This is a genomic window from Holzapfeliella saturejae, assembly GCF_037546065.1.
In the GTDB taxonomy this organism is placed as follows: Bacteria; Bacillota; Bacilli; order Lactobacillales; family Lactobacillaceae; genus Holzapfeliella; species Holzapfeliella saturejae.
In genome coordinates this window covers 859502-871769 of sequence record NZ_JAWMWG010000001.1, presented here as the reverse complement: position 1 = coordinate 871769, position 12268 = coordinate 859502, and the positions used below count along the sequence as shown (strand labels likewise).

Here is a 12268-nt window from a genome sequence, read left to right as displayed (position 1 = left end):
TTTATTAGTTTTACAGTTCTATTCATTAAATGCTATTATTCGTAATAGAATGGAGGAGTATGATGAAGAAAAAGTATATTGGAATAGCCATAGGACTTGCAGCCTTTATGGTAGCACTGACGGTATATATTAATGTTTTTCAAAAAAATGCCGAAGCAAGTAGAAATAATCACGATTTTGCGGTTTATCAAAGTGGAGAAATAACTGTTAGAGAAGCAGTTGCTAATACTGACAATGACTATATTAAAGCGTCAGCCAAGGTAAAACCTGAATACTTTGAGCTTGCTCAAAGTATTTCAGATGACATGCATCAAAAATATCCTGGATATGACTTTGAAGTCTCAATCATTACAGGTAGTTCTGAAAAAATTACAAAGTCACAATATCCAACTCAGCAGTTTATTTATATTGATACTAAAAACGCATTAAGTAAACTATTAAAAGACAACAAAAATAACGAACATTATCTTGAATTCAGACAATTTATTCGAGAAAAATCAACACATTTACGTCAGATTCCAGCATTAGGAAATATTCAAAATAGTGCCGATTTAATTATTGCAGGTAATCATTTACAGTTAGCAAGTATGTTACCATTTCCAAGTGATAAAGGGACTGATTTATATTTACAATATGCCAATAATTTAGATGTCCAATTATATATTGCAAATCAACCACAAAAATAAAACCTAATCTCATTGGAGATTAGGTTTTATTTTTTTAAGTCTTAAATTAATAACAATAGTAAGAAAAAAAGCAAAATAAATGATGGTATACTCAAAATTAATATTAGACGTTGATTCCTTTGCCATTGCTTTTTTTGACTAATGTTTAAATATTTTTCATCAAATCGAGGTTTTTGATAGTAAATAAAGGAGCCATAAACAATAAACGATATAATAAAGAATAACACAATTAAAATTCTATAAATAGGTAATAGTGAATCGCCAAATGTTATTAAAATATCAACCATAAACAAAGGAATAATAAATAAAATCATAGCAAGAATGACTTTGGATTGGAATTTTTTTTGAATTAATTTGTCTTTTGAGTTTAGTTGAGATTTAACTAATCTTCTTAGTTTTAATTTAATACGAGCTAAGGGAACTGATGCTAAAAATAGCAAAAATTCTATTATTAAAATTATAGATATTAATTCTGATCCGTTAATTCCAAACATCTTACCACCGAACTTTCAATTTAGTAATCTCAGAGTACAACTAATTCTAGTCTCCGTAAAATGAAAGATCCTCAAAATTTTGTGTTAGTGTTTTTGTCGCTTTTTTCTTTTGCCACTGATACCAATTATTAGGAAAAAAATCATTGTAATGATTTGAATAGGTGTCCATTCCATAAAAAGGTCAACTAATACACCAATTATCCCTTTTTCTTTAATCGTTTCTTTTTCCTTTTTCATAGTTACCCCCCTAAAAAGTTCTTAGTGAGGGGAGTATAACACGTCCATACAAAAAAGCCTACAAGCCCCGTAGACTTGTAAGCTTTTTTTAAAAGAAGTGGTGTTTTTTCATTTGCCACCACATAAAACTAATAATACCAACCATAATTAAAACAACGAACACCCATGAAAAGGGTGAATCTGCTAATGGAAGATCAACGTTCATTCCATAAAATCCAGTCACAATTGTAGGGATTGTGAGTACTATGGAATAAATAGTTAAAAATCGCATCACATTATTGGTTGTATTACCAATTAAATTATTATAGGTATCAGCCACTTTATTCGTAATATCAGAAGTTAGCTGAGCCATTTGTTGTGCTTGGCGTGCTTCGATTAGCACATCATCTAAACGTTCGTATTCTAGTTGACTAAGATCTAAAATACCAAGACGTCTATTATAAAGTTTGAAACTTTCAATAGCCATTGTATTAGAGTTTGCACTGGTCAACATATAAACCATTGCCTTAGTTAGGTCAGCCAGTTCAAAAATATGGTCATTATTTGGACTATTTCTAATTTCAGTTTCAAGTTCTTGACGTTGAGCATTCAATGCTTCAATTTGATCAAAAAAATCAGTCGTAATGCGGTATAAAGCATTAAATACCATTTCCCAAATTGTTTGATGGGTTAGGGGGATATGCAATTTTGTATTGTCTATTTTTGAGAAATAGTTCTGAATATACTGTGTTTCAGTACGTGTAAAGACAAATACATTCTTATCCCGAATAATAATAGCAATCGGACTAATCGGTCTTGAAAAATTTTCAGCTACTGCATTATAAATCATAATCCAGGATTGAGTAGGTTGGTCATATTCCACACGAGCTCTTTCTCGAAGGTCTTTTGCATAAATTAACATTTCAGTCGTCAGTTGATAATTTTCTCGCAAGTACTCTTGATCTTCTTTTGACATATTGTTAATTAAGATGGTGCGTGAGTCTCGGCTTTGGACTAATTCTTTTGAGATCACATGCTCACTTCCTTTTGTAGTTATCGGCAACACTCTAATTAAATCATTAATTAAGAGTCGTGTTAACCCTTAAATTATTTTAATTCAAATAACCGATCATTCGCCAACTTATGTGCTCGAAAGTTCTGTTTATCAGGAATAAGTTTGATATAATGATCATAGAACCGGTCTAACTGGTTTAAAATATCTTGCGTTAATTCTTGATAATTCTTAGCATACCGTTTATCAATTGAGTCACACAGAATTTTAGAATCTGTTTCAATACTCAATATTTGGTTGGTTTGCTGGGTTTTAATTAAGTAGTCTAACGCATAGTTTAAAGCGATGAACTCTGCTTCATGATTATCTTTAGCGAAAATTTTTTCAGCGTGTTGTTTAACTAAGGTGGACTTTGGGAATGTTTCAATGATATAGCCGATGGTTGCTTGATTAGTTTTGATATCAAAGGCACCATCTGTATGAATTTTTAACATAAACGAGGTCACACTTTCTATTGAATGAATTATTTCAGGAGGATTTTTTGGTGAGAACAGATATCGAGATTGCACAAAACTTTCAAAATACTAAGGCTAAGCCGATTAATGAAGTAGCCCAAACCTTAGGACTAGAATCAAATGACTTAGAGCTCTATGGTCATTATAAAGCTAAACTCAGTCATGACGCATTAAAAAAATATACCGAAAACAAAAAACTTGGTAAATTAATTTTGACAACCTCGATTAATCCTACTCCTGCCGGAGAAGGTAAGTCAACGATGGCCATTGCATTGGCAGATGCTTTATCAACACAAACCCATCAAAAAAGCATGTTAGCTTTAAGAGAGCCTTCACTTGGACCAGTTATGGGACTAAAAGGTGGGGCAACAGGTGGTGGACAGTGTCAAGTTGTCCCAATGGAAGATATCAACTTGCATTTTACAGGTGATTTACACGCCTTAACTAGTGCAATTAATACATTAGCCGCTTTAATTGATAATCATATGCAACAAGGGAACGATTTGAACTTGGACCCTCGACAAATTATGTTTAAACGCAGTTTAGATGTAAATGACCGTGTGATGCGCCATGTTTTAGTTGGTATGGGTGGCAGAACAAGTGGAGTCCCACGTGAAGAAAGCTTCCAAATTACAGCGGCTAATGAATTAATGGCTATTTTATGTCTAGCAACAGGGATTGATGATTTAAAGAACAGAATCAGTCAAATACTTGTTGGTTATACTTATGATCAACAACCTGTTTATGTTAAAGATTTAAATGTTCAAGGGGCTATTACAGTTCTACTAAAAGATGCAATTAAGCCTAATTTAGTACAAACACTAGAATATACACCAGCTTTAATTCATGGAGGTCCATTTGCTAATATTGCTCATGGAACAAACTCTGTAATTGCAACTACAGCCGCTTTAAATATGGCTGATTATGTGGTGACTGAAGCTGGATTTGGAGCTGATTTAGGTGGGGAAAAATACAATGATTTTGTAAGCCAATTGCTACCAAAAGCTCCTGATGCTAGTGTCATTGTCGCAACAGTTCGTGCATTGAAGTACCACGGTGGACAAGCACTTGCAGATCTTAAAAATGAGAATGTTTCTGCACTTGAAGTAGGATTTGCTAACTTAAACCAGCATATTGAAAACATGCAGAAATTTAATGTACCTGTTGTCGTTGCCATCAACGCTTTTGCTAGTGATACACCAGCAGAATTAGCTAAACTTAAAGAATTAATTGAAGCTTTAGGTGTCAAAGTTTGTCTAGTAGATGCTCACCAAAAAGGATCTATTGGGGCTAAAGATTTAGCTGAAACAATTATTGAAGTCACTCAAAATCAGCCTGTGACTGATTTTAAACGTATTTACGATAATAATGAATCTATCGAAGACAAAGTTAAACATGTCGCTCAAGAAATTTATCGTGCTAAAGATGTTGCATTTTCAAAACAAGCTTTAAACTCAATTAAAAATATTAAACAAAATAACAAAGAAAACTTACCAATCATTATCGCCAAGACACAATCATCATTTTCAGATGATCCTAAACAACTTAATGTAGTTTCTGACTTTACTTTACAAGTTCGAGATGTTGATTTGAAATCAGGAGCTGGATTTATTGTTATCTATGCTGGAAGTGTGTTAACAATGCCTGGATTATCTAAACATCCAGCTGCTTTGGATATTGATATTGATTCTAATGGTAAAATTTCCGGTTTATTTTAAAGGAGATTTCACTACTATATGATACTTTTTTGGTTAATTGGTCTAGGCATGCTTGTTTTAGACCAACTACTAAAGCTATACATTGCCGCTAATTTTCAGTTAGGGCAAGTACAAGAAGTTGTACCTAACATTTTGTCATTCACTTATGTTCAAAATACCGGCGGAGCCAGCAATATTTTTAGTGGGAATATGTTATTTTTCTACATTATTTCCATTATTGCTATCCCAGTCTTGTTATACTTAATCCATCGCACAAAAAAACGCCACTTTACTTGTCGACTTGGACTTATCTTGATTTTATCAGGGACAATCGGTAATTTAATTGACCGTATTCGTTTACAATACGTTATTGATATGTTCCAATTAGACTTTATGCGATTTAATATCTTTAATATCGCTGACATTGCCGTAACTTGTGGAGTTGCGTTAATTATTATTTACTTATTATTTTTAGATGGGAAAGATCATGAACAAAATTAATTTAACTATTTCAACAGAAACAGGCCGTTTAGATGCTGTGTTAGCTACAGCTTATCCTGAACTCAGTCGTGCTAAATGTAAGACAATGATTCAAAATGGCGATATTAAAGTGAATGGCGAGCCAAAGAAAGCTAAATACCAAGTTAAATCTGAAGATCAAATTACAGGAGAAGTGCCTGAAGAAAAGCCTTTAGATTTGGTAGCTCAAGATATTCCTTTAGATATTGTTTATGAAGATGATGACGTTATTGTGGTTAATAAACCTCAAGGAATGGTCGTACATCCCAGTGCAGGTCATCCTGATCAAACGCTTGTCAACGCTTTGCTTTATCACACTAAACTTTCAGGAACTAATGAAGGAGAGGCTTTTAGACCAGGTATTGTTCATAGAATTGACAAAGATACATCGGGATTACTTATGGTAGCCAAAAACGACCAAGCCAAAATTAGTTTACAAGCTCAATTAAAAGATAAAGTTAACAAACGTCAGTATTTAGCGATTGTACATGGGAACTTCAACGAAGAAAGCGGAACTATTACAGCACCAATCGGTCGTGATTATAAGGACCGCAAAAAGCAAGCGGTTATTCCAGATGGCCGTGATGCAGTGACTCACTTTAAAGTATTAGAACAATTTAGTGGATACAGTTTAATTCAATGTGAACTAGAAACTGGTCGTACTCACCAAATTCGTGTTCATATGAAGTATATTAGCCATCCTGTTGCGGGAGATCCTTTATATGGACCACGTCGTTCTTTAAGTAGCCATGGTCAATTACTGCACGCCAAAACACTTGGATTTTATCATCCTGTAACTGAAGAATGGTTAGAGTTTAATGTTAACCCGCCTCAGTTATTTGAAAATATTTTGACTCAGCTACAAAAAGATTCAGTTGACAATTCCACCAATTAAAGTTAATCTAGTAAACAACTATTTTAATTCCTTTAATTAAGTTCTGTGAAGCTTCAAGGAGTTGCTCAATTGTTTATTATCTATTTTTATATGGACTGATAACTAACAAAAGGACTTCGCATGCTTTGCGGAGTCCTTTTTTATGTGGAAAAGAGAGGAAAATAACATAATGACTAAAGAAATTATGGATCAAAATCAAATTAAACGTTCACTAACACGTATTAGTTATGAAATTATCGAAAAACTACAAAACCCTGATGAATTAACTTTATTAGGAATTAAGAGCAGAGGCGAATCACTAGCCAAAACAGTAGCTCAGCTTCTTGAACAAAATAATCCTGAAACTAAAATTAACCTTTATGATTTAGATGTTAGAAAGCACCGTGACGATGACCGTCAAGAAGATGTGACTAATGATATTCCTAAAGAAGCAATTGAAAATAAAACCGTTATTTTGATTGATGATGTTTTATTTTCAGGACGTACAATTCGTGCGGCCTTAGATAGTGTATCTGAAATTGGACGTGCCAAAAGAATTTGTTTAGCAGTACTAGTGGATAGAGGTCACCGTGAATTACCAATTAGACCTGATTTTATCGGTAAAAATATTCCAACAGCTATCAATGAACATGTCCAACTACAATTAGGTGATACACAAGCCGTTATCTTGAACTAATGACTTTTTATGGAGGGTTACGATGAAGAACGAAAAACCGGTATTAGATATTTTCGATAAGCCATCCTTTTTTAAAGGAATTTTCTTATCTATGCAACACTTATTCGCTATGTTTGGTGCTACAGTATTAGTGCCGATTTTAGTTGGGTTAAATCCAGGAATTGCCCTATTTGCTTCAGGAGTAGGGACTTTACTTCACTTATTGATTACCAAAGGTCAAGTTCCTCTTTATATGGGGTCTAGCTTTGCCTTTATTACGGTGATGGCATCCCTTATGAAAACTGCTGGATATGGTGGGGTTTCTCAAGGAATCATCGCTGTTGGTGTGGTTTACTTGATTATTGCATTAGTTATTCATTTTATAGGTTATGATTGGGTTGATAAAGCACTTCCAGCTATCGTAGTGGGGCCAATTGTCATTGCGATTGGGCTATCATTAGCCTCAAGTGCAGCCAAGCAAGCGACAATGGTGAATAATAATTATGATGTGAAGTCTTTTGCGGTAGCGATTGCTACGTTACTTTTAACTATTGGTTTTACCATTTTTGGCAAAGGTTTTATTAGTCAAATTGCTGTATTATTAGGTATTGTCTGTGGATATATTCTTTCGCTACTTGTCGGATTAGTTGATTTTACACCCGTAATGAATGCCAACTGGTTCCAAGTTCCTAATTTTGAAGTCTTGTTCGTTAATAGTCATCCTAGCATTAACTGGGGAGCTATTTTAGGAATGGCACCGATTGCTTTTGTGACGATGACAGAACACATGGGACATATTATGGTCTTAAATGATTTAACCGGTCGTAACTTCTTCAAAAAACCTGGTTTAGATCGTACGCTTGTAGGTGATGGTGCAGCATCTATTGTTTCTGGACTAGTAGGTGGACCTGCAATCACCAGTTATGGTGAAAATATCGGAGTAATGGCAATTACTAAAATTCATTCCGTGTATGTTTTAATTGGTGCAGCCGTATTTGCAATTTTGTTTAGCTTTATCGGTAAATTATCAGCACTAATTCAAAGCATCCCTGGTAGCGTTTTAGGAGGCGTTAGCTTCTTGCTATTTGGAGTTATTGCTTCAAGTGGTCTTCGCATCTTAGTTGAAAATAAAACAGACTTTAATAACCGTCGCAATTTGATGATTGCTTCATCCATTTTGGTTATTGGGGTAGGAGATGCTATGTTACAATTAAACCCTCAACTAAGTTTTTCAGGTTTAACAGTTGCAACTGTTATTGGTATTGCATTAAACTTAGTATTACCGAAAGATATCGAATCTAAAAAGTAAAGTAGGCTCAAAAAATGGATAAACGTTATTTGATTTTAGAAGATGGTACTTACTACTCTGGAATCAGATTTGGTTCAGCAGTCACTACAACTGGTGAACTAACTTTTCAAACTAGTAATTATGGCTACCAAGAAGCGATCACTGACCCAACAAACAGTGGTCGTATTTTGGTTTTTACAACGCCAATTTTAGGGAATGCCGGAATTTCTGCAATTGATTATGAATCGATTGACCCAACAGTTAAAGGTGTCGTTATTAATCAATTGGATTATAATCAAGGAATTCATAACGATCTATTTAATCTAGATGCCTTCCTAAAAGAAAAGAATATTCCTGGTTTGTATAATGTTGATACAAGGAGCTTAGTTCGTAAAATCACACGCCAAAATGTTAAAAAAGCAAGTTTTATGGATGCCAATGATCAACATGCATTTGATCAAATCAAAGCTTTGGTTTTGCCTAAAAACTTAGCTTCAATGGTGTCAACTAAACAAGCTTATGCTGCGCCTAATGTAGGGAAAACTGTAATTGTCTTAGATTTAGGAATCAAGCACTCATTATTACGGGAACTGTCACTTAGAAATATTAATACGTTAGTATTGCCTTTTAATACTAAATTAGAAGAAATTTTAAGTTTAAACCCTGATGGTGTGATTATTTCAAATGGTCCAGGACATCTAAAAGACGTTTCTGCCATTAAGCCTGTAGTTGAATCGTTAATGGGGAAAGTACCTGTCATGGCGATTGGGCTGGGATTTTTAGTGACATCTGAACTTCTAGGACTATCCTTAACAGACAGGACACGTATTGGGTTTTACGGTACGAACTTCCCAATCATTGATCAAAACAAAACCCAAAAATTGAAGCAAACATCAATGAATGTGCAACAGTTAGTTCAAGCTGATAAACGACTAGACGATTATGACTTCAAAGAAGTTTATTATGAGTTGCATCATCACTATATTGCGGGCTATGAATTGCAAGATATGCCGCTATTAGCAGTGGCTTTTAACCCAGAAGCTGCACCTGGAACAAAAGAAGCGGTTGTAATTTTGGATGACTTTTTGAGATTGATGGAGGAACAAAAGAATGTTTAGTAATAGTATCAAAAAAATATTAATCTTAGGTTCTGGTCCTAGTATTGTGGGAGAAATTGCGGAATTTGACCTCATTACAAAACAAGCAATTAAGTCATTTCAAGAAGAAGATAAACAAATTGTTATTATCAACCCTAATCCTGCTACAGTCGCTACTGATCACGATGAGAACGTCACAGTTTATTTAGAACCGATGACTAAGGACTTTTTGAAGCGTATTATTCGAATGGAAGAACCTGACGCCATTGTTTCAATCTTTGGAAGTAAAGTCGGTATGAAAATGGCTTATGAGTTATATGAAGATGGCATTTTAGATGAGCTATCCATTAAATTACTATCATTGCCTATCCAAACACTTAAGTTCACACAAAATAAGTATGATTTTAATACAGCGTTGCATGAGGCTGGTATTTTTGTCACCCAAAAACAACGACTTTTCCCTAGAGATAACAACTTAGAAGAGCGAATTGAAGAAATAAACTTTCCGATTGTCTTAAAACCTGAGAAATACGATGCCCATTTAGGGTTTAGACATTTAAATAATGCTGAAGAATTGCGAACGATTATCAAAGAAGAACGACGCAAAGAAACGAGCTTGCAAAATTCTTATGAAGTGCAAGAAGACTTATCAGATTATACAGAGTATACAATTGATGCTGTTCGTGATAGTAAAGGACAAATGGTTGTCTTAAATTACGCTGAAAATATTAATCCAGCAGGAGTTAATGCTGGAGATGCTATTAGTGTTTCACCTATTCAAACACTCAATGATCATAAAGTTCAAGTTCTAAGACGATATACTAAAAAGATCATTGATTCACTTGAAATTGTTGGTATTGTCAGTGTCCGTTTTGCAGTTAAACCGCTAACAGACAAGTTAAGATTTAGAGTAATTGGCATTTACCCAAGAGTTACTCGCAGCAATTTACTGGCTTATCGGACAACAGGTTATAACATTGGCTATATCTTAGCTAAGTTAGTTTTGGGATACACATTAGATAAAATCATTAATCCAGCAACAAAACTCAGTGCGGCAATTGAGCCAGTATTAGATGCTGTGAGTGTCAAAATACCGATGTGGTCTTTTGCAGACTTAGGAGAGAACCATTATTTATTAAATAATAAAATGCACTCTAGTGGTGAAAGTGTGGGAATTGGGCGTAATTTTGATGCTGCTTTAATGCAGGCTGTTTTAGCGACAAATCAAGTTTCAAAGGTCTTGAATTTCAAATTTTTTGCTAATTTATCTGAAAAAGAGTTAATCAAACAGCTATCGCACCCAAATGAAAATTTGATTTTTATTATTTTAGCCGCTTTTCACAAGGGATTCACACTACAAGACATTCATACTTACACTCGAATTCATCCAACTTATCTTGAAAAATTTGCTAGGCTGACAAACTTATTAGAAGAAGTTCTTGAAAATCCATTTGATTCAGGTGTCTTAAACAAAGCTAAGCATCGAGGGATTGCTGATGTTATCATTGCTAAATTGTGGCAATGTTCAGAACAAAAAGTGCATCAATTTAGACACCAAAACCAAATCATTCCAAGTGGACTTTATATTGAATCTACGGCAGGATTTTATCCAACCTACAATAACGCCGTTTTTCATGCTTATCAAGCAAGAAATGAAATTGTTCCTTTTGATAAAGCACAACCTACTATCTTGATTATTGGATTAAGTCCGTTTCAAATTTCACAAAACTCTGAATTCGACTATATGCTTTACAATGCTATTCAAGAAATCAAAGCAAAAGGCTATCGGACAGTGTTGTTAACCAATAATTCTGAATCGATTAGTGCCGATTATCAATTAGTGGACCGCTTATACTTTGAGGCTGTTACATTAGAAAACATTTTAGAAATTGCTAATATTGAATCACCTCAATATGTTTTAACGCAATTTAGCGGTAAAATGGCTACGCAGTTGCTCCCAGTATTACAACAAAATAACCTGCAAGTCCTTGGTGGAAGTGAAGAAATTAACGATCTTGTCGGACAAAAGCAAAACTTTAGTCAATTACTTAATGAACTAGGTTTTCCAGGTGTTTCGGGATTAACGACTAGCCACAATTCTGTTGCCATTAATTTTGCTGAAGAAGTTGGCTATCCATTACTAATTGGTGGTAAAAGAGCACATAAAGTCCGTAAGTCTGCTGTTGTGTTTGAAAAAGAAGCACTTGAACAATATCTTAAAGAATCAGATGTTTCAGATATTTCGATTAGTCGATTTATTGAAGGCCACAAGTATGAAGTAACAGCCATTAGTGATGGGGAACAAGTTACGATTCCGGGTATTATTGAACATTTAGAACAGTCAGGGAGTCATGCCAGTGACTCAATTGCTGTTTTTAACCCTCAAAATTTATCTTCAACTCATCAGCGACAAATTCGAGATATGACAATTGCTTTAGCTAAAAATCTAAAGGCAAAAGGATTTTTGAATATTCACTTTTTAATTCAACAAGATACTGTATATGTGCTACAAGTCAAGAATTATGCTGGTCATAATGTAGCTTTCTTATCTAAATCACTTAAGAAAAATCTATCTCAGATTGCAACCAAAGTCTTATTAGGTGAAAAAATCAAAGATTTAGGGTTTCTGGAAGATATTTGGTCTAACAACCAATTAATTCACGTTAAAATGCCTGTCTTTTCAAGACTTGGTTTTACAGGTGAGGATATTTTTGATTCCGTTATGAAAGCGAGTGGCTTTGTCATGGGACGTGATACAGAGTTACCAAAAGCGCTTTATAAAGGATATGAAGGTGCAGGGCTCAAAATTCCTAGTTACGGAACAGTCTTTATCTCTGTTAATGATGAAGATAAAGATAAGGCAATTAATTTAGCTCAAAGATTTCGTCGGCTAGGGTTTAAGTTAATTGCAACTGAAGGAACTGCAGACTACTTAGCTGAACAGGGAATAACCGTTCGTGTGGTCGCAAAACTTCAAGGTGGTAATCCGTCATTAATTAACAAGATTATTGCTAATCACGTTAATATGGTGATTAATACTACTAATTTCTCTGAACCTGTTAATCGTGCTGCTATCAAGATTCGAGATGCAGCATTAACACACCATATTCCTGTGTTTTCTCGTTTGCAATCAGCAGAATATATTTTAGAAGTTCTTGAATCTCAAGCACTAACCACACAACCCATGTAAAAAA

Annotated in this window: 12 protein-coding genes; 8 read left to right on the top strand and 4 right to left on the bottom strand. The window is 34.4% G+C overall.

All coding sequences use genetic code 11. The features are described from left to right. The first annotated feature begins 62 nt into the window (after window positions 1–62). Complete coding sequence (locus R4Y45_RS04305; RefSeq protein WP_339969633.1) at window positions 63–686, top strand: hypothetical protein; 624 nt, start codon at window positions 63–65, stop codon at window positions 684–686. Between the two features lie 41 nt (window positions 687–727). Here R4Y45_RS04305 and R4Y45_RS04300 read toward each other — a convergent pair whose 3' ends face one another. The 4 genes from R4Y45_RS04300 to R4Y45_RS04285 all read right to left on the bottom strand — a co-directional run bounded on the left by R4Y45_RS04300 (window position 728) and on the right by R4Y45_RS04285 (window position 2902). Continuing rightward, the gene (locus R4Y45_RS04300) at window positions 728–1180 is read right to left on the bottom strand and encodes a hypothetical protein (protein WP_339969631.1); all 453 of its coding nucleotides are present in this window, start codon (window positions 1178–1180) and stop codon (window positions 728–730) included. A gap of 84 nt (window positions 1181–1264) precedes the next feature. Beyond that, entirely contained in the window at window positions 1265–1417 is a 153-nt protein-coding gene (locus R4Y45_RS04295; protein WP_339969629.1) for a hypothetical protein, read from the bottom strand. A gap of 88 nt (window positions 1418–1505) precedes the next feature. Further along, the gene (locus tag R4Y45_RS04290; RefSeq protein ID WP_339969627.1) at window positions 1506–2429 is read right to left on the bottom strand and encodes a magnesium transporter CorA family protein; all 924 of its coding nucleotides are present in this window, start codon (window positions 2427–2429) and stop codon (window positions 1506–1508) included. Between the two features lie 74 nt (window positions 2430–2503). Then, window positions 2504–2902 carry a reverse transcriptase-like protein gene (locus R4Y45_RS04285; protein ID WP_339969625.1) on the bottom strand — a complete coding sequence of 133 codons (399 nt, stop codon included), beginning with the start codon at window positions 2900–2902 and terminating at the stop codon, window positions 2504–2506. Between the two features lie 50 nt (window positions 2903–2952). Between R4Y45_RS04285 and R4Y45_RS04280 the strand changes: the two genes are divergently transcribed. The 7 genes from R4Y45_RS04280 (at window position 2953) to R4Y45_RS04250 (ending at window position 12264) form a co-directional block, all read left to right on the top strand. Further along, entirely contained in the window at window positions 2953–4641 is a 1689-nt protein-coding gene (locus R4Y45_RS04280; RefSeq protein WP_339969622.1) for a formate--tetrahydrofolate ligase, read from the top strand. An 18-nt stretch (window positions 4642–4659) separates the two neighbouring features. Then, a complete protein-coding gene (gene lspA / locus R4Y45_RS04275) occupies window positions 4660–5121 on the top strand; it encodes a signal peptidase II (RefSeq protein WP_339969620.1) in 462 nt (153 codons plus the stop codon). Continuing rightward, window positions 5105–6034 carry an RluA family pseudouridine synthase gene (locus tag R4Y45_RS04270; protein ID WP_339970256.1) on the top strand — a complete coding sequence of 310 codons (930 nt, stop codon included), beginning with the start codon at window positions 5105–5107 and terminating at the stop codon, window positions 6032–6034. Before lspA ends, R4Y45_RS04270 begins: the two co-directional genes overlap by 17 nt. Window positions 6035–6203: 169 nt before the next feature. Continuing rightward, on the top strand, window positions 6204–6710 hold the full coding sequence (gene pyrR, locus R4Y45_RS04265) for a bifunctional pyr operon transcriptional regulator/uracil phosphoribosyltransferase PyrR (RefSeq protein ID WP_339969618.1): 507 nt from the start codon (window positions 6204–6206) through the stop codon (window positions 6708–6710). A 22-nt stretch (window positions 6711–6732) separates the two neighbouring features. Then, window positions 6733–7998 (top strand): uracil-xanthine permease family protein, encoded by a 1266-nt coding sequence (locus R4Y45_RS04260; RefSeq protein ID WP_339969616.1) that lies wholly within the window; start codon window positions 6733–6735, stop codon window positions 7996–7998. Between the two features lie 14 nt (window positions 7999–8012). Then, window positions 8013–9095, top strand: coding sequence for a carbamoyl phosphate synthase small subunit (locus R4Y45_RS04255; RefSeq protein WP_339969614.1), 1083 nt, complete (start codon window positions 8013–8015; stop codon window positions 9093–9095). After that, window positions 9088–12264, top strand: a complete 3177-nt coding sequence (locus R4Y45_RS04250) for a carbamoyl phosphate synthase large subunit (RefSeq protein ID WP_339969612.1) — start codon at window positions 9088–9090, stop codon at window positions 12262–12264. The genes R4Y45_RS04255 and R4Y45_RS04250 overlap by 8 nt, the downstream gene beginning before the upstream one ends. Window positions 12265–12268 lie beyond the last annotated feature (4 nt).

What these genes read in the sequence shown, in the direction of transcription:
- R4Y45_RS04305 (WP_339969633.1), top strand. Translation starts at nt 63, where the DNA reads ATGAAGAAAAAGTATATTGGAATAGCCATAGGACTTGCAGCCTTTATG.
- R4Y45_RS04300 (WP_339969631.1), bottom strand. Translation starts at nt 1,180, where the DNA reads ATGTTTGGAATTAACGGATCAGAATTAATATCTATAATTTTAATAATA.
- R4Y45_RS04295 (WP_339969629.1), bottom strand. Translation starts at nt 1,417, where the DNA reads ATGAAAAAGGAAAAAGAAACGATTAAAGAAAAAGGGATAATTGGTGTA.
- R4Y45_RS04285 (WP_339969625.1), bottom strand. Translation starts at nt 2,902, where the DNA reads ATGTTAAAAATTCATACAGATGGTGCCTTTGATATCAAAACTAATCAA.
- lspA (WP_339969620.1), top strand. Translation starts at nt 4,660, where the DNA reads ATGATACTTTTTTGGTTAATTGGTCTAGGCATGCTTGTTTTAGACCAA.
- pyrR (WP_339969618.1), top strand. Translation starts at nt 6,204, where the DNA reads ATGACTAAAGAAATTATGGATCAAAATCAAATTAAACGTTCACTAACA.
- R4Y45_RS04260 (WP_339969616.1), top strand. Translation starts at nt 6,733, where the DNA reads ATGAAGAACGAAAAACCGGTATTAGATATTTTCGATAAGCCATCCTTT.
- R4Y45_RS04255 (WP_339969614.1), top strand. Translation starts at nt 8,013, where the DNA reads ATGGATAAACGTTATTTGATTTTAGAAGATGGTACTTACTACTCTGGA.
- R4Y45_RS04250 (WP_339969612.1), top strand. Translation starts at nt 9,088, where the DNA reads ATGTTTAGTAATAGTATCAAAAAAATATTAATCTTAGGTTCTGGTCCT.